This window comes from Dictyobacter vulcani (assembly GCF_008974265.1).
Taxonomy (GTDB): domain Bacteria; phylum Chloroflexota; class Ktedonobacteria; order Ktedonobacterales; family Ktedonobacteraceae; genus Dictyobacter; species Dictyobacter vulcani.
In genome coordinates, this window is record NZ_BKZW01000003.1 from 700894 (window position 1) to 719274 (window position 18381).

At 48.2% G+C, this 18381-nt stretch carries 19 protein-coding genes and 3 pseudogenes; 16 read left to right on the top strand and 6 right to left on the bottom strand.

The genetic code is table 11. The features are described from left to right. Nucleotides 1-269: 269 nt before the first annotated feature. On the bottom strand, nucleotides 270-902 hold the full coding sequence (locus tag KDW_RS27190; protein WP_151759049.1) for an NAD(P)-dependent oxidoreductase: 633 nt from the start codon (nucleotides 900-902) through the stop codon (nucleotides 270-272). A gap of 155 nt (nucleotides 903-1057) precedes the next feature. Here KDW_RS27190 and KDW_RS27195 point away from each other — a divergent pair, with 155 nt between their 5' ends. Next, nucleotides 1058-1639: a TetR/AcrR family transcriptional regulator gene (locus tag KDW_RS27195; protein ID WP_162005652.1), complete on the top strand. Its 582-nt coding sequence runs from the start codon at nucleotides 1058-1060 to the stop codon at nucleotides 1637-1639. Here the strand turns inward: KDW_RS27195 and KDW_RS27200 are convergent. Then, nucleotides 1562-2137, bottom strand: a complete 576-nt coding sequence (locus KDW_RS27200) for a GNAT family N-acetyltransferase (RefSeq protein ID WP_151759051.1) — start codon at nucleotides 2135-2137, stop codon at nucleotides 1562-1564. The genes KDW_RS27195 and KDW_RS27200 overlap by 78 nt on opposite strands. Nucleotides 2138-2284: 147 nt before the next feature. On the opposite strand from KDW_RS27200, the gene KDW_RS27205 reads away from it, so the two are divergent. From KDW_RS27205 to KDW_RS27220, 4 genes are all read left to right on the top strand, one after another. Continuing rightward, complete coding sequence (locus tag KDW_RS27205; protein ID WP_198925586.1) at nucleotides 2285-2884, top strand: cation efflux transmembrane domain-containing protein; 600 nt, start codon at nucleotides 2285-2287, stop codon at nucleotides 2882-2884. A 106-nt stretch (nucleotides 2885-2990) separates the two neighbouring features. Beyond that, the gene (locus KDW_RS27210) at nucleotides 2991-4016 is read left to right on the top strand and encodes a glycerophosphodiester phosphodiesterase family protein (protein WP_151759093.1); all 1026 of its coding nucleotides are present in this window, start codon (nucleotides 2991-2993) and stop codon (nucleotides 4014-4016) included. Nucleotides 4017-4219: 203 nt separating this feature from the next. After that, nucleotides 4220-4759 (top strand): hypothetical protein, encoded by a 540-nt coding sequence (locus KDW_RS27215; protein ID WP_233097927.1) that lies wholly within the window; start codon nucleotides 4220-4222, stop codon nucleotides 4757-4759. Between the two features lie 48 nt (nucleotides 4760-4807). After that, nucleotides 4808-5566 (top strand): transposase, encoded by a 759-nt coding sequence (locus KDW_RS27220; RefSeq protein WP_151759054.1) that lies wholly within the window; start codon nucleotides 4808-4810, stop codon nucleotides 5564-5566. Nucleotides 5567-5607: 41 nt separating this feature from the next. Here KDW_RS27220 and KDW_RS27225 read toward each other — a convergent pair whose 3' ends face one another. Continuing rightward, entirely contained in the window at nucleotides 5608-6486 is an 879-nt protein-coding gene (locus tag KDW_RS27225) for an aldo/keto reductase (protein WP_151759055.1), read from the bottom strand. A 457-nt stretch (nucleotides 6487-6943) separates the two neighbouring features. Between KDW_RS27225 and KDW_RS27230 the strand changes: the two genes are divergently transcribed. Next, nucleotides 6944-7201 (top strand): hypothetical protein, encoded by a 258-nt coding sequence (locus tag KDW_RS27230; RefSeq protein WP_151759056.1) that lies wholly within the window; start codon nucleotides 6944-6946, stop codon nucleotides 7199-7201. Nucleotides 7202-7261: 60 nt separating this feature from the next. Here the strand turns inward: KDW_RS27230 and KDW_RS27235 are convergent, their stop codons facing one another. Then, a complete protein-coding gene (locus KDW_RS27235; protein ID WP_151759057.1) occupies nucleotides 7262-7513 on the bottom strand; it encodes a hypothetical protein in 252 nt (83 codons plus the stop codon). Between the two features lie 254 nt (nucleotides 7514-7767). Further along, nucleotides 7768-8205, bottom strand: coding sequence for an organic hydroperoxide resistance protein (locus KDW_RS27240; protein ID WP_151759058.1), 438 nt, complete (start codon nucleotides 8203-8205; stop codon nucleotides 7768-7770). 818 nt (nucleotides 8206-9023) lie between these two features. Here KDW_RS27240 and KDW_RS27245 point away from each other — a divergent pair. Next, on the top strand, nucleotides 9024-10544 hold the full coding sequence (locus tag KDW_RS27245; protein ID WP_151759059.1) for a choice-of-anchor J domain-containing protein: 1521 nt from the start codon (nucleotides 9024-9026) through the stop codon (nucleotides 10542-10544). A 154-nt stretch (nucleotides 10545-10698) separates the two neighbouring features. On the opposite strand, the gene KDW_RS27250 is transcribed toward KDW_RS27245, so the two are convergent. After that, nucleotides 10699-11649, bottom strand: coding sequence for an IS110 family transposase (locus KDW_RS27250; protein WP_162005572.1), 951 nt, complete (start codon nucleotides 11647-11649; stop codon nucleotides 10699-10701). Between the two features lie 334 nt (nucleotides 11650-11983). On the opposite strand from KDW_RS27250, the gene KDW_RS27255 reads away from it, so the two are divergent. The 9 genes and pseudogenes from KDW_RS27255 to KDW_RS34365 form a co-directional block, all read left to right on the top strand. Then, on the top strand, nucleotides 11984-12337 hold the full coding sequence (locus KDW_RS27255; protein ID WP_151759060.1) for an IS3 family transposase: 354 nt from the start codon (nucleotides 11984-11986) through the stop codon (nucleotides 12335-12337). A 175-nt stretch (nucleotides 12338-12512) separates the two neighbouring features. Then, a pseudogene (locus KDW_RS27260) lies at nucleotides 12513-13372 on the top strand (IS5 family transposase); the annotation flags it as partial. Between the two features lie 141 nt (nucleotides 13373-13513). Beyond that, nucleotides 13514-13741 carry a DDE-type integrase/transposase/recombinase gene (locus tag KDW_RS27265; protein ID WP_151759061.1) on the top strand — a complete coding sequence of 76 codons (228 nt, stop codon included), beginning with the start codon at nucleotides 13514-13516 and terminating at the stop codon, nucleotides 13739-13741. A 6-nt stretch (nucleotides 13742-13747) separates the two neighbouring features. Further along, entirely contained in the window at nucleotides 13748-13948 is a 201-nt protein-coding gene (locus KDW_RS36205; RefSeq protein ID WP_151759094.1) for an IS3 family transposase, read from the top strand. A gap of 1001 nt (nucleotides 13949-14949) precedes the next feature. Then, nucleotides 14950-15567, top strand: a complete 618-nt coding sequence (locus KDW_RS34350) for a transposase family protein (protein ID WP_233097936.1) — start codon at nucleotides 14950-14952, stop codon at nucleotides 15565-15567. Continuing rightward, entirely contained in the window at nucleotides 15521-16024 is a 504-nt protein-coding gene (locus KDW_RS34355; RefSeq protein ID WP_233097928.1) for a hypothetical protein, read from the top strand. The genes KDW_RS34350 and KDW_RS34355 overlap by 47 nt, the downstream gene beginning before the upstream one ends. A 44-nt stretch (nucleotides 16025-16068) precedes the next feature. Further along, nucleotides 16069-16595 (top strand): annotated as a pseudogene (locus KDW_RS27280) (ATP-binding protein). A 16-nt stretch (nucleotides 16596-16611) separates the two neighbouring features. Then, nucleotides 16612-16887: pseudogene (locus tag KDW_RS34360) on the top strand (ATP-binding protein); the annotation flags it as partial. A gap of 1279 nt (nucleotides 16888-18166) precedes the next feature. After that, nucleotides 18167-18381, top strand: a 215-nt coding sequence (locus tag KDW_RS34365; protein WP_233097930.1) for a hypothetical protein, incomplete at its 3' end; no start/stop codon positions are given.

Sequence of the window (18381 nt, forward strand, 5' to 3'; positions counted from 1 at the left end):
CAACGCGGGCCACTCTTCCTATAGCCTGAAGATAGTGGAATATAGCCCGTGTTGACTGGTGATAAAACATTTTAGATCTCCAGGACGATATGACCGTGAACTGAGCCTTGTTCGAGCAGCGTGTGAGTATGCTGAGCCTGCTGAAGGGGGAGGATAAGGCCATTTGGATGGGGCGGTAGCTCTCCCTTTGTATCTCGCACACTGATCTAAAAACGCGCGATATAAACCAGTGTTATCTGGTGGTGACGCGGCTATTGAATTGACAACGTTTAATTCCAGATGCCGACGATTTGTTTGCTATAACGTTTTTCCTGAGCCTCTTTAAGCAAGAAATTGGCCACATCTGCGGGTGAAATGATTTTGAAGCCGCCGGGAAAACAGTCCGGTACCACCTTATAGCTGGCTGTATGCCGACCGTCACGGATATAAGGACAGCCAGCCAGTACCCAATCTACTGAAGAGGCTTTGACCAGCGCGCAGGCATGATCATGATCACGAACGGCATGGCGAAGCGGCGAGCGCCGTAATAAGCCGCCAGTGATAGAACCGCCCAGTCCACAGGCAGTCATTTCCGCAACGCCAGTAATGCCCAGATAGCGCGGAATTTTGAGCTGTTGTACTGCTGTCAGTCCAGCCTGCACACTATCTGTTACCACTGTAGATGGCTTAAAAACATCACCGCCAACCACGTTAATCAGTACATTGATCTGCTGTGATTGGAGTTGATCGATAAAGGACTGTGGTTGATAGATATCACCTTCTACAACGACAAGATTAGAGGAGGCGTGCTGGACTTTGGCACGATTACGAGCGAGCGCTGTTACATGATGTCCGGCTGCCAGTGCGTACTCGATCGCAAACGAGCCAACGCGTCCTGTGGCCCCAAGAAGAAGAATGTGCATAGGATATTGCTCCTAACTCTGATCGGTCAAGGATTATTGAAGTGCTGTCCCTGTTTTTGTAAGGACTGTTCAAAGCTTACTTACCTTGCTATAATAAATACTAACAGTTTATTTTTTATGCGTCAAGTCTAAATTTATACGGAGAGTATAAAATAGTGAAATCATTTCGTGAGAAGCAGAGAGCATTACGCGAGGACGTGATCCTGGAGGCCGCCTACCAACTATTATTGGAGCAAGGCTATCAAAAAATGAATATGGATGAGCTAGCTGCGCGTGTTGGGGTGGCAAAAATGACCATCTATCAGCATTTTTCCTCCAAGGAAGCGCTGGCGATTGGCGTGATTGTGCGTGGGATGAAGATGATTGAAGCAGAACTCACACCAGAATTTGAGTCCACTGCCTCCGCGCTGGAGCGCCTGGAAACGATCCTGCGCAAAAGCCTGGAGCGCCGTGCAGCAATGCGGCGCATTAACATTGAACTGGCACCCGTGGTCGTGCTGCAAAATCCTATTTACCAGGCCCAAAGGGAGCGGCTAGCCACGCAATGGTCACAACTGATTGAGCAAGCCAAAGCCGAAGGCAGCATAGATGCTACACTCTCTACACCAGTTCTGGTACGCATGCTGTTCCAGGTTTTCCATACAGATTTTGACGACCTGCTAAAATCCGACATTATTGATGCAGAGGAACTGGCTCATACATTGATCACTGTTGCCATCAAAGGTATGCGTACCTGATGGGTATCTGCTATTACAAAGCTTGATAATAACGAACCAGAGGCAAGGCGTATAGCCAGCTTTCTCGTACGTTGTTCTCGCAGGTGCGTGACCTGTATCACCACCTGTACCCACAACAGCTAATTTAATGCCATTTTCTTTCATCTTTGCCAGCACAAATTTGTTCAATTGAGTACCTATGCCACGGTTTTGATATTCAGGATGCACTGCAAGTAATTCCACTTCACCGCTTTTATCCTCAATATTCAATGTGTAGGCTATAAATCCAGCAATTATTCCCTCTAGTTCAGCCACCCAGACTATGGTTTTCTCATCATCTTTACAAAAGTGCTTAACCACTTCGCTCTGTTGTTTCTGCCAATCTGGATAGAGCAATGAATAGATTTTTGAGCCTAAGACTTGCTCAAAGGAGATAAAAACTGGAGCCCAGGCTAACAAAGATAATTGAATCAGTTCTTCAATGTCATCATTAGAAGCAGGTCGAATCGCGAATTTCATACAGCACCTCTCTTTTTAATTCGTAAAATTTCATGGTTTTTTTTAATGCGTGCAGTGTCCATGACAGGAAAAGCTTCTTGACGCAGGCTTCGTCATTTTTTAATATATCATTATTGATCGTATTTTTTAATATCATTGGAGGTTTTTTTGCAGCAAACATCTCTGCTCAAACGAGGGCTCTGGCTGGAATATATGACGCTTGGCTGGAATGTAGTTGGTGTATTTATCGTGGTGACTGCAGCCTATATGGCTCATTCGGTTGCTCTGGCGGGTTTTGGACTCGATTCGCTCATTGAAATTTTTGCCTCGATGGTGGTGGTCTGGCAACTCACCGGGGTCAACCAGAACCGTGAGCGATTAGCGCTCCGACTGATCGGGAGTGCTTTTATTGCTCTGGTGGTATATATTATCGCGCAATTATTCTACACATTTATAACTGGGACGCATGCAGTATCGTCCACTGGCGGTATTGTCTGGATGGCTGCAACCTTTATCGTTATGCTTCTACTTGCTTCCGGTAAAAGAATAATCGGACAGAAATTGCAAAATGAAGTGTTACTCACGGAAGGGCGTGTAACGCTGGTTGATGCCTATCTTGCCGGAGCTGTCCTGCTTGGTATTGTTCTTAATACACTCTTTGGTTGGTGGTGGGCTGATCCCCTTGCCTCCCTGGTCATTGTATATTACGGTATCAGAGAGGCTATTCATGCGCTGCACGAAAGCAGGGAAAGCAAACCAATGTGCTAATATTATCGCGGAGTCTGGTTGACCAGTATATCCTATTGGGCCAAGAAGAATATGTATAAGCGATCGATGAGCCACAAAAATCATGGAAGAAGGTCTCTATAACGGCATGGAAAAGACCGCCACTGGTAAAAAGCAACGTCCGAACAGGAAAAAAATTCTCAGGATCATCCTAGTCTGCCTGATGTTATTCGTAATCTTTATTTTTTTGAATAATGGTCCTCTTTTTGTCAAAGAGCGGACTGGGAGACCATTTTTAGTGGCAAATGGAGCACTTTCGCAACCATATATTACAAAAGGTTTGACCAACCAGACCTGTGTCGCTGCGCGTATGCTTCCGCCCGCACATCCATATCTGGAAAATACTATTGCATCAATGGATGCTGCATTTAAGCTTGGAGCCGATGTTGTTGAATTTGATGTGCAGTCAACCAAAGATGGAAAATTTGCCGTCTTCCATGACTGGAATCTTGATTGCCGAACCAACGGGAAAGGCGTAACCACTACATACACATTAGCGGAATTGCAAAAACTTGATATTGGCTACGGATATACCGCTGATGGAGGCAAAACATTTCCTTTTCGTGGCAAAGGCATTGGTTTGATGCCCTCACTTGAAGAAGTACTGAAAGCATTTCCTGATCGACCATTGCGTGTTGATATCAAAAGTGACAATTATCAGGAAGGAGTACGGCTGGCGGATATCCTTTCTGCACTACCCGCGCCTTTTCAAAAGCTTCTGACAGTTGAAGGAGGAGACCAACCAATTGACGCTGTGCATCAGCAACTTCCTCAGATGAGAGTGGTCTCAAAAGCGATCATCCAGAATTGTGTGCTGCAATATGTTGCCATCGGATGGACTGGCTATGTGCCACCTGCCTGTCGAAATATAGAATTGCAATTGCCAGATAAAGTTGCCCCATGGCTCTGGGGCTGGCCTAATCGCTTTCTGGATCGTATGGACGCTCACAATACACGTGTTGTCCTGGTCCAAGGGAATGGGACCCAGGATTTCTCAAGTGGTTTCGATACGCCAGGTGACCTCAAAAACCTTCCGACTGGCTATGATGCTGGAATCTGGACTAACCGGATTGATCAAATTGCACCAGTAATTCATCCTAAATCGTACAAGTAAAATGAGTGAAATAACTTCCATGAGTTATCCCGAATTTTGAGAACATGTGTTCGAGTAAGAAAAAAGGGGTGAAAAGAAGAAAACAAAGACCTCCTGAATTATACTTGCACTACCAAAAAAAAACGCAAGCAGGAGGTCTTTGAACATCGATGTCACTCAAGTATGCCATAGCAGGAACAAAGCGGCAAGAGGCGCAGGAAAAATTGCAGCGAGTTACCAGCTTGATGGAAGAATATCTGGAGCCGCTTGCCAGGCCGCTAGACGCGTATGTGGATAAGCGGCTAGTGCGGACATTCTTCCAGCTGATCCGAACCATTATCGAAGCTAGAAATCAGTCAACAGGATTGATGGTCAGCGAATTAGGGTCAACCATGCTCAGCGGGAGACAAGCGACAGCAGGAGAAAAGAGGATTCATCGCCTGCTCACATCGGAAAAATGGAGTGAAGAGCTGATCAGGATCTTCCAATGGAATCAGGCCCAAGAGCGATATGAAGAGTTAAAGAGAGAGGGAGAGGAGATTCTCGTCGTTTGGGACGGAAGTGAGATAGAAAAGCCAGAGAGCCAAAAAGCAGAAGATTTGTGTGCAGTTCGGTCAAGTAAAGCAGCAAGGCGAAAAAAATCACGGAAGGGAATATTTAATCAGCCAGGAGGAAAACCGATCATTGTGCAAGGATACGAGTGGACAGCGTGTGTGGTTGTAGGAGAGAAAGGGAAGCCATCACTGGCAATGATGGACTTTTGAAGTAGAAGAGGTCCAGATGCTCAAACGACCAAAGAGGAAGAGGAAAAAATGTTAGCGAAAGTAGCGAGGGAGTGGGGAAGAAATGTATTGCACGTGTTTGATCGGGGATACGCTGGTGGTCCATGGTTAGAGATGATGTGGAGGCGGCACGTTGATTTCGTGATTCGATGGAAGAAAGGGCATCATTTTTTTGATGAAAATGGGGAAGAGAACTCATTAGGTCAATTAGGAAAGAAGAAAAGATCAAGAGATCATCGTATGATTTGGGATGCAGTAAAGCATGAGAATCGCAAGACAGGGATTACCTGGATGAAGGTACGACATGCATCCTATTCAGAAACATTATGGGTTGTGATTGTAAGAAGAGGAGGAGAACTATGGTATTTAGTGACGAATCGATGTATTGAGACGGAAGAGCAAGCATGGAAGATCTACAAAGCCTACTGCAGAAGATGGCAAGTAGAAACCGTGTTTCGCTATGAAAAAAGTGAATTGGCGATTGAAACGATTCGCATCTGGAAGAAGGAGAAGCGTAACAAGTTTTTTCATATCATATCGCTCGTCCATTCATTGCTTTTGCATCTTTTAGATGATGATTACAGAGATATCATTACATGGATTTTCCGTGAGTATTGTCATCGAACAGGGAAAAAGCAGAAAGAAGCGAAAGTTCCCATCTATCGTCTCAGATGGGCTTTAAGCCGCTTCTTTCAAGAGATCCGACCTGTATTTTTATTTGCCTGGAATGTTCAACCCTCAACAGCCTTCCATCAAGGGTTGAACGTCCGTTCTCAAAATTCGGGATAACTCATGCAGATGCCAGATTTCTGGCATAGAGACTCTGCTATTTAGCTTTTTTGTTCTTTACGGCCCTGGAGATCAAGCTGCTTAAAATCTTCATCGCTCAGCTTAATATTTACTGCCGCGACATTTTCCTCCAGGTGTTTTACTTTACCAGTGCCAGGAATTGGTAACATTACCGGGCTGCGCATGAGTATCCAGGCAAGGGCTACTCCGCTGGGAGTGGTGTCATTCTTTTTCGCAATGGTATCAAGGAGTGTACCAGGCTGGGCCAGATTTCCTGAAGCCAGTGGGAACCAGGGAATAAAGCCAATATTGTTGCTGGCACAATAATCGAGTACTTCCTCGCTCTGACGGGTCACCAGATTGTACATATTCTGTACAGTGGCCACCTTAAAGAACTTTTGTGCGGCCTGAATTTCCTCAACATTGACTTCACTGAGACCCACGTGCCGGATCAAGCCTTCTTGTTGCATTTGTTTGATGGCATCAAACTGCTCATCGCGAGGCACCTTAGCATCAATACGATGCAACTGCCACAGGTCGATGCGTTCCACACCCAAACGGCGCAGGCTCATCAATACACACTGACGTAAATATTCGGGTCGACCGAGTGGTGGCCAGATATCTGGTCCGTGGCGGGTCAGACCACCCTTGGTCGCAATAACCATATCTTTATACGGATGTAGTGCCTCATGGATCAGGTTCTCACTGACCTCAGGGCCATAACTATCCGCGGTATCGATAAAGTTTATACCAAGTTCTGGTAGCCGCTTCAGCGTGCGCAGCGCTTCTGCGCGATCCTCTGGTTCGCCCCAGATACCATTGCCTGTGATGCGCATAGCTCCAAAGCCAAGACGATTTACGGTAAGATCGCCGCCAATTTCGAATTGTCCACTGGCGGCAGCATTAATAGTCGTATTCATATTCTCTCTCATCCTCCCTTTACACCTTTGCAATCTTTACAGTGTCTGGTACGCGGTAGAGGCAAGCAAGGTTTCATTATATTCCATTCTTGCTGTCCCGATTGGTTATTGAAACACAAGTATAAACATAGCGAAAGTGTTGTTACAGTTTTGCTATGCTGCGTTGATCAGGTGTGTTGAAACGAAGCAGTCAGGCAGATAACCGAGATCATATCGAGACAATTTGAAGTGGTTGATTCCGAGAAAGAGGCCGTGTGCCATGAAGAGATGGTTGTGATAAGATAGTGCGATGCTGGCCGATTGATTGTAAATATATCAGCACATAGATAATGCAATGAGGTGGATAATCTAATGGAAATGTCCCGGGCTATTGATCTGGACATACATAAGAATGAGAATTGCAAGAAGGGCTGAGGCACAACGGCTATAAATGTCTTTAAGAAGAGGGGAGAAAAACATGAACGAGCAGCAACGATGCAGGGATTATGATAAACGTATGCTTGTGCGTGAGAAGATTCTCCAGGAGATAGTACAGATGAGTTTGCATGATGGATCACTCAGTAGTTCTTTATACGTGATTCTAGATGCACTTGAAGAGCGGGGCGACTGTGAGCTTGAAGCAATTACGCAAGCGATCGATGAAATTGATACATTTAAGCAGATACTCCAGGAGCTACAAGGTGAGTTATTGAGTTTGCATAAGCTCAGCAAATAAGTTCCAATCATCTTGATTGGAACAAATCTGAACAGTCAGTCATGATAGTATTCAGGTTGTCTACGCGGGTTCAGCCTTGCTCACTATTTCATTAGCTGTGACCTGGAAATGAAATCCAGAATAATCTTCAAGTACGTAAATGAGGCCGGCCTCTCGCTTCAGATATTTCCAGGTTACAGTTCCTATAGCCTTCCCATTAGCGAACTTTACCCTCTCATTGAGACTATAGTCTCCATCTGAAATTAATTCTCCATATTGCTGACTATATTGCCGATACATGAATAGACGAAATTTAGGAGTATCTTTATACATGTGGTGCTCCTTATTTGAAGCTAAATCAATATCTCTGGAGGCAGATAGTATCTTTTATTAGTATGCCAGAGCTTCTCATTTTTTTGCAAGCAAGCAGTACCTTTGTGATAAATAAAACTGTAAAGGATACTGTCCTATGTGAATAGTTTGGCCGTATCATTTGAAGCTATATTTGTCGCAAGGAAAAAATTATCAATAAAATGTGTAGCTATCCAGAATGGTAGCTACACATTTTATTGATGTTGGGAGCAATATTAGTAGATGGCCAGTGGCTGCTCTTCAAAGTACAGCCTGACAGGAATATTGCCGCGAGTGGCATTGGAATATGGGCAGACCTGATGAGCGAGTGCAACCAACTTCTCGCCGGTTTCCTGATCCACATCAGGGATAAAAACATGTAACTCAACTTCAAGTCCAAAAGCGCCCTCGCCCACCGGTCCAATACCTGCTTTAGCGGTAACTGTTGAGGCACTAGCATCAACCTTCTGGCGACGTGCCGTTAGCATCAGCGCGGACTGGAAGCAAGCGGCATATCCGGCCGCAAACAATTGTTCAGGATTTGTGCCCTCACTTCCAGGACCGCCCATCTCCTTTGGCACACTAAGCTTCACGGCCAGATTGCCGTCCGACGAGCGCGCCTGTCCATCACGTCCACCCTGGACGGTTGCTTCTGCTGTATAGAGAACTTTCATTATTTTAGCTACCTTTCTGTAATACCGAACTATGCTATGCCGCTATTTCTCTCTGTCTTCTGTTACACTAATGTGGCCTGATTTTCACTTCATCATAAGGTATAAATTGGTAGAAATTAAATTGTAGGCAATTTAATTTCTACCAATTTATACCTTATGATGAAGTACTTTGTCAACCATGTCAGCATAATGGATGCGTAGAAAACGGCGCCTCGTGACATATATACCCATGTGTTAATGCATTCTACAAAGCTTAGATACAATAGTTGCTTAAAGCAGGTAAAAAAATCTAGCTCTATCGCTTGGATCTTCGTCATGGTGAAATAACTATCATCCATAGTTGACTGTTGGTATTCCGATTGTGAGGTGTGAGAGACAGCGTCTGGATTTCATTTTAGAAATATTCTACAGCATAAAATCCGGTCAGATGCTCACATATAACCTTTTCAGGTGCTATTAAAATTGTCCTCTGATGCTAGCAGCGCTTTTGATAAGTGCTAAAGCAAAGATAATTGTTAAGAGTTATATATCCATTCAGGATAGTTTTATTAAAAAAGCTTTAAATTTGTTGTTCATTCAAAAATTGCCCTCTTTGTATGGTGATTTTTAGTGCTAATTGATTTATACTGTTTATAGAAGAAATAGTGTAGCATTTGCTATACACGTTTCTTGCTCGTCACAAATCTCCGCATGGTGATTCCTGTCTGCTGCCAACAACAGGGATCGAAAAGAAGCGACCTTAATGGCACATAGTTGTCAGCAGACGTATGTGCTCATTGTGTAAGGGTCAAAAATAACTGCGAAAAGGAAGGGATGCTATGTCGCAACCACAAGCACGTCTCCGAATGGTCCTCGTCATACTCTTTATTTTTCTCTTTAGCCTGGGCACCATTTTATTTGCTCCAAAATCGTCGTCGCCACAAGTTGCCCATGCTGCAACCACCTACAAAGTGCTGTTTGATAACGCACATGCTGAAACAGCGGGTAATGCTGACTGGGTTATCAGCACCAGCCAGCCAGATCCACTGGCTCAGAATGCAAATCCTCAGGTAGAAACTGATTGGACTGGAGGAATAAGCGCCTGGGGTGTGGCACTGCAAAAGACAGGCCGTTATTCACTCAAAACAAACACCAGCGCGATCACATATGGAAATACCAGCAATGCTCAAGATCTGAGCAATTTCAACGCTTTTGTACTTCCCGAGCCAAATACGCTCTTTACAAGCAGTGAGAAAACCGCCATCCTCAACTTTGTGAAAAATGGTGGAGGCTTATTCATGATTGCTGACCACAATGGTAGTGATCGTAACAATGATGGTTCTGACTCGCTCAAAATTTTCAATGACCTCATGAATAATAATGGGGTTAAGAGTGATGTGTTCGGTATCCAATTTGATGTGTTGAACATTGCTTCTGAAAATCCCAGCAATGATACCCCAAATGGCGATCCTCTCTTAAGCGGTCCATTTGGAACTGCCCAGGGAAGTATTATTCGCAACGGTACCACGGAAACATTGAATAAAACAGACAATCCAGCCGCCCATGGTATTATCTATCGTGCCAGTTCCTCAAATACAGGTACGACTGGAGCCTTCTTCTCTGGCAGTACTTATGGAAGTGGTCGTGTATTAGCAATGGGTGATAGCTCAGCAATTGATGACGGCACCTGTGCGTCAGGCAATACCTGTTACAATGGCTGGAATGATCCCGCTGCTCAGGATAATATTCTTTTCCCCAATGGAACCGAATGGTTGGCATTAGGTAGTACAGGACCAGGACCAACCCCAACCCCAACTAAAATCCCAACCGGCACGCCAACGCCTCAGCCTACTGTAACACCAACGCCCCAGCCCACTGTAACACCAACGCCAACTCCTACAGGTAATCTGTTGCAGAATGGTGGATTTGAGAGTGGTAGCTCTCCGTGGGTAGAAAGTTCCATCGGTGGATATGAGATTGTTGATTCCTCCAATCCGCATACTGGTTCGTATGAGGCCTATCTCTGTGGATATAATAATTGTCAGGATAGCATCTATCAGACGGTGACTTTGCCAGCCAGCAGTACATCGGATGTGTTGAGTTACTACTGGTATGTAAATACGACCGAGACGACACACTCATTTGATTATCTTTCTATCCAGGTTCGCAGCACAAGCGGCACCGTGTTGAGTACACCTCAAAAGTTGAGTGATGGTAGTACGACTGGGAGCTGGCAAAAATCATCTTTCGATATTAGTGCCTACAAAGGTCAGACCGTGCAGATTGCCTTTGTTGCCACGAACGGAAATCAGAATCCCACTGATTTTTATGTTGATGATGTAGCCGTCGCCAGTAACTAATTTTGATGTCATTGAACCAGATACCATGGCTTGCGTTGTGCGAGTTCTGGTTTAATGATGACCTATCGCTTTAAGTGAAAGAGAAGAGCCATCTCGTGGTTGTAACGTTATGACAACTGCGGAATGGCTTTTCTTTACTGAGAATCCGATGCGTTTAGTCTCTGTTGGAATGTAATACAATGGTGGTCAACGAATATGGTGCAATGGTGGCACCAGACGAAGATCCTGATGTAGAGGTAATGGAACTACTCTGTTCACCATATGTATAAACAGTAGTATGTGTAGTGACATGATAGCCATTGAATGCCAGTGACACTATATAACTATGAGCAGGATCTTTGATCCCGATACTCTGCGCGGCCAAGTGCTGCAAGGCTCTCAGTTTTGCATCGGAGACGCTACAGGTTTTGCCTCGTGCCTCGCGCAGCTCGGCGAAACGAGCCTGGGACAGGAGGGCAGGGGTTGGAAACCGGGAACGCAGAGCCAAAGCTGTTGGTAAGTTGGGATTGAGCAAGAGGCGGGTAAACTCTGGAAAGAGTTCATCGCAGATTGCGGTCAGCTTGTTTTTGCGTTGCGTACTCTCGACGACCAACTCCGCGTGATGCTGAACCATTCCACGCAACTGGGCGGCGGCCTCAGTCGGAGGCGCAAGCCGGCGAACGGCCTGGAGAGGATCATCCACCTGGATGCCTTTCTCTAGCTGATTGTAAAGCTGGTTGGCCAGACCGAGCGCATCGCGTTTATCCGATTTGAGAAGCCCTTCCCGCCGCTTCTGAACATGGATAATATAGACAGAAATATCAAGCTCTTGAAGATACTGCATCAAGGTTCGATGATAGTGGCCAGTCACTTCAAGTAAGACCTGAACCTGGAGAAGAGGCACATAGGTCTCGATGCGGTCGATGAGCGAACGGAAACCCTCGCGGGAATTCTCAAAAGAGAAAGCGGGACAATGTTCAAAGCGCTGATGGCGAGCGAGCAACGTCGTTGAGAGAAAGCCAGCGACGTGGGTTCGTTTGCCGATATCAACGCCAACGTACAGCGTTTTTTGAGCCAGGAGGGGAACTGTTCCTAGTGAATCTGGAGATGATGTTTTGCGTGACATGAGCGCTTCCTGCCTTTCAGGCATCATTGCCTGTTGCTTCCATGACAACCAACGACGATGTTGGGTGGAGAAGCGAGATCCTGTGGGCGTGCCTCTACCAACTTCGGACGAGAAGTATGGCCTTCAACCTCATATCAGGTGTGCGCACACGCCCCCCAAGTTTTTTTCAAGAGTCGAACTCCAAAGCGTGGAAGGGTTCTGCAGGATTTTTTCCAGCAGGGAGCTACCCCACTGAGCTTCTCCAAGAAGAAGAGTACACTCGTTCCAATCAAAGATCAAGAGGTTTTGGAGAGATTCTGTCCGAAGCGCTGGCCATCTTTTCGAAACCCGAACGATGCTCTATCAATGCATTGCCGAGGCACAGGCAGACGAGCCAGTCACGCGGCTTTGTGCGACGCTTGGCGTGTCCGTGAGTGCGTACTATGCCTGGCGCCGACGCCGAGAGCGTCAGCATCAGCGAAAAGGTGGCGAGTTAAAACAGGCGATTGAGGATGTTTATGCTGCCAGCTGGCAGAGCTATGGGAGCCCACGTATCCTGGTGGAACTGCAAGCGCAAGGCTATCGATGCTCCTCACGCAAGCGTGTGGGCCCGCTTGCTGCGCGAGCAGGGCCTGTGTGCCCGTTCCAGACGTGTGAGAACGACGACGACACGCCAAGCCCCCCGCCCAGAAAGCAGAGAATATTCTGAATCAAGATTTCCAGGCCACGGCACCTCATCAAAAGTGGGTCACCGATATGACGATGATGCGAACCTAGAAGCTGTGCGAAAAGGCCAGCAGAGCCAGGAGGCCTGTGATAAAATGGGAAGAAAGGAGCAGACAAGAGCAAGTAACAGGGATGATTGATGATAGAAGAGATATATAATGAGAAGGCGATCGTATCCAAGTGATATCAGCGATGAAGAGTGGGAGATCCTTAAACCGTTGCTTCTGGTAGCAAAGCCTGGTGGGCGACCAAGAACCACAGATCTGCGTGAGGTGGTCAATGCAATCTGGTATGTGTTACGTACAGGGTGCCAATGGAGGATGCTTCCCCATGAATTTCCGCCTTGGTCCACCGTGTGGTACTATTTCCGCATTTGGCGCAAGGCGGGCGTGTGGAGCAGATCCATACTACCTTGCGAGAGCGCTTGAGAAGCGAGCTGGGACGAGAAGCAACCCCTTCGGCTGTGATGATCGATAGTCAATCGATGAAAACGAGTCAAAAAGGGGGGAGCGTGGCTATGACGGCGGGAAGAAAGTTAGCGGTCGCAAGCGGCATATTGTGACTGATACGCTAGGGCTGATTATGCGGGCAAAAGTGCATCCAGCAAACCTGCAAGACGGGAAGCCGTTCCATTGGTGTTTGCTAGAATGAACGAGCAATTTCCTCGTATCTCGCATGTGTGGGTGGATCAGGGCTACACGGGCTTCGGCAGAAAATGGATAGAGGAACAGTTTCATTGGAGTGTTGAGGTGGTCCAACATACCCCGAAACCTCGTGGGGAGTGGGTTCCCATCGGTGATCTCAATGATCTCGCCCATCTGCGTTTTGAGTGGCGTCGCTCCCACCTCAGCGGACAGGGTTCCGAGGGGCTCTTCCGCGTCGGTGGGTTGTCGAACGCAGGTTCGCTTGGCTTACCTTTTGTCGTCGGCTCTGCAAAGATTATGAGTTTCTGCCTGAAAGTACCGAAAACTGGATCTATACGTGTATGATCCGCTTAATGACTCGCCGCTTGGCGCGAGCCAGCCCTGAAGCCTTTTCGCACAGCTTCTATGAGGGCTGGTTGTATCTCGCAGGAATTCTGGACGTGTTTTCTCGATCCATTGTCGGTTGGGCACTGGCCTGAGACCGAGATGAAACGCTGGTCCATCATGGCTGAGAGATGGCGGTATCGCGCCGCCGTCCACAGCCAGGATTGCTGCACCATTTTGATCGTGGTTCGCAATATACCAGTTCAGCCTATCAGGATGTTCTGGCACAAACTGGCCTGATTGTGAGCATGAGCCGAACGGGTAACTGGTATGACAAAGCTCCTAGGGAGTTGTTCTGGAGCACGCTCAAGTGGGAAAGCATCTCTGGAATCACCTTCCCAACACGAGCGTTAGCCTAACACGCCATTTTTGAATACATTGAATGCTTTTACAATCGTCAACGTCGCCATTCTTCTTTGGGATATCTGAGCCCAACGCACTATGAAGAATTGATGACCCAGCCACCCATTTGTCCTGTCCACAAAAGTGGGTCAAGCTCAGAGAGCGAAGAGGTGGGGACCCCCTCTCGTGGTGCAATGAGCACGCCAGAGGGACTGAAGGAATGAGTGCGAGACAGATTTTTGTGCTTTTGGAGCGCGTGACGAGAGCATTTATGGTGAGCTACAGGTGGAACGAGCAACGGGAGATGTGTGAGTTATGGGGAATGCTGACCCAAAGGGATCGAGAGATCTTGAACCAAGAGAGCGAAAGCCACAAGCTCTTGGTCGTCCTGTTCTTTTTGGGGCTGTTTGGAGATTGGCCTCGACAGTTTGAAGGATGGCTTGAAGAGGTATTTCAGGCGGCGAGCGAGCATGGGAGAGAGAAAGAACTGATGGAAGGCTATCAAGAGAGGATGAGGCAAGAGTTGTCTCGAGATCCGTATAAAGGAATCGAAGTGCAGTATCGATCATATGTGATTGAGTGGAAGCAGAAACGGGGAGGTGAGAGTTGTGTTGGAAAGAGAGGACGCTTCGAAGAAATGCAAGAGAGTATGAGTCGCTATGGATTGGTGTCTTACTCGCGGTGTGATTGGACGAGGCATCATTGTGCCTGGTCGCAAGGAGTGTGAACTGGATATCTGCCTGTCGTATCTCACCTGAAGTGTCGGTTCTCCCATCGTTGCTGACAGGAGTCTCTGAAATGGTGTCGTGGGTGTCTGAGTAGGGAGCAAGCCAAAAACCGCGATGAGAGAAAAAGGGAGAACATGGGCAAAAAAAGAACTCAGTGAGATATTCTCAAAAAAGCTTACCTATCAAGTATACCTGAAGAGAGCCAAAAAATGAATGGCCCCCCTTTGAGGGTCAGGGCTTTCCAATTCTAGAAAAGGGGTGAAAAAGAACAGGGCTTCGCAAAAGTCCGGGGAGGTGAAAAAGAAGAGTCAATCCAGTAGAATGAAAAAAAAATCAAGGTCATTCGAGGAAAGACTCTGCATGGAATATAGCACACTGAAAACGGAAAGCAAGACCATTCAAGAAGTAAGCCATCGCACCTGCGTTCGTTGTACGACATCTGTGCGCAGATCCCTGATCAGCGGGCAGCCCGAGGGAAGCAATATGCGTTGGCGGACGTGCTCATCGTGCTGATCCTGGCCAAACTGGCTGGGATGAAAAGCCTGTTGGGAGCCAGCGATTGGGCGCGAGACCAAGGAGAGAGGCTGCGCGAGCAGTTGAACGTGAAGTGGAAGCGTATGCCGTGTGCCAATACGTACAAATATGCGCTCGCTCGGTTGGAGAGCCAGCAGATCAATGAACGATTTCGAGATTGGTTGCTACGGCAGGAGGCAGAAAGCCGATGTGGTGACGAACCCAGTCGTCTCGCGATGCAGGCAGAGCAGCGCGCTGTTCATGTGGCCATTGATGGCAAAGTGTTGCGGGGAACCGGTCAGCAGAGCTATGGAGGAGAAAAGCCGCAGAGGCATGTGTTGCATGTGTATGAAGTGCAAACAGGAATTGTCTTGCATCAGTGTCCAATTGCCGACAAGCAGAATGAAGTCAGTGCCCTCAAGCCGCTGTTGACCGAAGTGCTCTGCAAAGGGCGCATTTTCACCGTCGATGCTGCTCAAAGTTATCATGCGTTTGGACGCATGGTAACTTTGAGCAGGAGGAGAGGTGATTCTGATCATCAAAGACAATACGCCCGTGACTCGAGAGGATCTGGAACTCTTTTTCGAAGATCCACACGCTGATCGAAGCACCTGGCACTCCTATGAACAGGTCGAAAAAGGTCATGGCCGACTGGAGCGGCGCCACCTGCTCACCTCACCGGACCTCAACGAGTTGCTGGATCGAGAATGGGGAGAAGTTGGGCAGGTCTTTCGATTACAACGGGAACGCAAGACGGCAGAGAAAAGGAGCGTAGAGGTCGTGTACGGATTGACGACCTTGAGCCGAGAACAGTGTTCGATCCAGCGGCTTTTCCGCCTCATCCGCGACCACTGGGCGGTGGAAAATCGTCTCCATGGGCGCCGTGATGTGACGTTGGAGAAGACGATGTGGCGTTCGCGTTCCTCCTGTCGCTCAAATGCTTGCCGTACTCAACTCGCTCGTGCTCTCCTTGATGGATATGCATCAGGTTTCCAATGTGGCTCGTCAAATCCGGCGATTTGCATCTCACCAGAGGAGGCCCTTGCTTGGTTACTCTGACTTTGCGAAGCCCTGACAAGCAACTGAACTTGACCCACCTGCAAATGGCGTTACCCCAGTTACTGGAAACGGCCCGACGAGAGCAATGGACGTATGAAACCATGGTGGAGCGAGCCCTGGGCGCAGAGCTGGATGGCCGCGAGCAAAAAGCGACGGCTCGCCGTCTCAAGGCTGCACGCATTCCCAGCAAAAAAACAGTGGAGGGTTTCGATTTTTCGTTCCAACCCTCGCTCTCCGAGCGGCGCATCCGGGAGTTGGCCGACTGCCCTTTGTGCGGACCTGCACCATGTGGTCTTTCTCGGCCCTCCGGGAACGGCAAGACACATTTGAGCCTGGCTCTGGCCAATCGGCACTGGCAGAGGGACACAGCGTCCTGTTTACGACGCTGGCGGAACTGGCTCAGTCCCTGGAGTGCCTCGCATCCTGTCTCATGCGTCAGCGCCTGCGGCGCTACATCGCACCCAGTTTGCTCATCATTGATGAGGTGGGCTACACCAGGCTCACGCTGAACAGGCTCATCACTTCTTTGAGTTGGTGGCAGCCCGCTATGAGCACGGCTCCATTATCCTAACGTCCAATACAGCTTTACTGGCTGGGGAGCGTTACTGGGGGATGAGGTACTGGCGACGGCTTTGCTTGACCGGCTCCTGCATCATGCAGAGGTCATCGCCATCAATGGAGCAGTTACGCATGAAGGAGCGCCGAACAGAGAGCCGAACCCCCTCAACCTTGTCAGACACAGCACGACATGCCGCCGGCGATTTGCCCACCGGCGTGTAGCCAACTGGCGTTCACGATGTCGGCGTTGGATCGCCTGGATTCCGGCGCAGTTTGGTCGGCGTTTTCATCGCCGACGTTCTTAACGTTTGTTTTTTAACGTTCGTTTGATTGGGGCGACCAATTCAAATCGGCTCGTCATGACACGGCCTTGTTCTCCACCAATTTTCGTGAAGAGAATATGTGTAAAATAAAAGAAAAGAAGCAAATTATTCAGAACCGCTTGTAGAAGAACTGAAAAAACTCATGATCATTTTTCCTGAGCAGATCATGTGAAGATTGAGCAGATTCACGTGGATGAAACCGTCAATGTCGTGCTCACTCAACAGAAGCTACTACGATTTGTCCACATGTGGCACGACAGCAACCCATATTCATAGTCATTACTCCGTCACTTCGCGACCTGCCTGTGAGTGATATCCTGTCGACTCCAGGTGATGGTCCGACGTTTTCTTTTGCCGGAACCCGGCCTGCCCTCACAAGACGTTTGCTGAAAGCTTTTGGCCGCTTGCTAGCCCATTTACCTCAGCACTACCAAATCGTTTGCGGGCCACCTTCAACACCTGGGTCTGGCTTTGGGGGCAGAGGCCGGAACACGTGTGGCAAGCCAGTTAGGAATGGCCGCAAGTCCATCAAGCCTCTTGCGTTTTCCTTGCGTCCTAACTCCACTACCGATCCGACCAGGCGTTGTCACCAATGATTGGACTCGATGATGGGCCACAAGCGCAAAAGGCGTTATGGGACCTTGATCTGCGACCTCTCGACAGGCAACGCGATTGAAATGCTCCCGAATCGCACCGTTTACTACGGTGAAGAACTGGCTACACGAACACCCTGAGGTCACGATCATCAGTCGCGATCGCTGGAGTGAATACGCACAGCAGCCCAACAAAAGCAAAGCGCCCCCTCCAAAGGCCCCCCCCCAAGAAAAAAAAACAGGTGCTGAATGCTGGCATGGTGCTGCAGTCAATTTGACCGAGAGTGTCTCAGCACTGTTTCCTCGCATTCGACGGAACTCAAAGTAACCACCTCTCCCATGGCACAGCACCTGCTCTCAGCTCCACAAAAGACCCGTCAGCAGCAATATCAAGAGCTTCAGAACTTGGCGCAACAAGGGTTGAGTGCTGAGCGGATCGCCCGTTGGTAGGTCTGAGTGAGCGAACCGTCTACCGCTGGCTGACCCAACCTCAAGCTCCTTCCTGCACGTACCAGCCGTTCCAGCAGTGTCATTGACCCCTATCAATCCTATCTCCTTAAACGCTGGAATGAGGGATGTCGGAAAGGTTCTGTGCTCTGCCGTGAGCTCAAAGCCCGAGGGTAATCATGGGTCAGAACGTGCCGTCTATCGGTATCTCACGTACCTGAGTGCCCAGAATCCTCCAAGCAGGCACACACCGCATTCAAGCTCCTCTCTCCAACAAACGGGTCACCTGGGTTGCTTGTGACCGCCAAGAGGACCTCGATGAACACGAACAGCAGGAACTTGGACTGCTTCGGCAAGCGAGTGCAACGGCGGGAGCAAGGTCTATCATCTGGTTCAAAGATTTGGGTCAGATGGTTCGTCAACATAAGGCAGATCA

What these genes read in the sequence shown, in the direction of transcription:
- KDW_RS27200 (WP_151759051.1), bottom strand. Translation starts at nt 2,137, where the DNA reads ATGAAATTCGCGATTCGACCTGCTTCTAATGATGACATTGAAGAACTG.
- KDW_RS27250 (WP_162005572.1), bottom strand. Translation starts at nt 11,649, where the DNA reads ATGTCACGCAAAACATCATCTCCAGATTCACTAGGAACAGTTCCCCTC.
- KDW_RS27190 (WP_151759049.1), bottom strand. Translation starts at nt 902, where the DNA reads ATGCACATTCTTCTTCTTGGGGCCACAGGACGCGTTGGCTCGTTTGCG.
- KDW_RS27240 (WP_151759058.1), bottom strand. Translation starts at nt 8,205, where the DNA reads ATGAAAGTTCTCTATACAGCAGAAGCAACCGTCCAGGGTGGACGTGAT.
- KDW_RS27265 (WP_151759061.1), top strand. Translation starts at nt 13,514, where the DNA reads ATGGCGGTATCGCGCCGCCGTCCACAGCCAGGATTGCTGCACCATTTT.
- KDW_RS27245 (WP_151759059.1), top strand. Translation starts at nt 9,024, where the DNA reads ATGTCGCAACCACAAGCACGTCTCCGAATGGTCCTCGTCATACTCTTT.
- KDW_RS27230 (WP_151759056.1), top strand. Translation starts at nt 6,944, where the DNA reads ATGAACGAGCAGCAACGATGCAGGGATTATGATAAACGTATGCTTGTG.
- KDW_RS27225 (WP_151759055.1), bottom strand. Translation starts at nt 6,486, where the DNA reads ATGAATACGACTATTAATGCTGCCGCCAGTGGACAATTCGAAATTGGC.
- KDW_RS27220 (WP_151759054.1), top strand. Translation starts at nt 4,808, where the DNA reads ATGTTAGCGAAAGTAGCGAGGGAGTGGGGAAGAAATGTATTGCACGTG.
- KDW_RS27255 (WP_151759060.1), top strand. Translation starts at nt 11,984, where the DNA reads ATGCTCTATCAATGCATTGCCGAGGCACAGGCAGACGAGCCAGTCACG.
- KDW_RS27235 (WP_151759057.1), bottom strand. Translation starts at nt 7,513, where the DNA reads ATGTATAAAGATACTCCTAAATTTCGTCTATTCATGTATCGGCAATAT.
- KDW_RS27210 (WP_151759093.1), top strand. Translation starts at nt 2,991, where the DNA reads ATGGAAAAGACCGCCACTGGTAAAAAGCAACGTCCGAACAGGAAAAAA.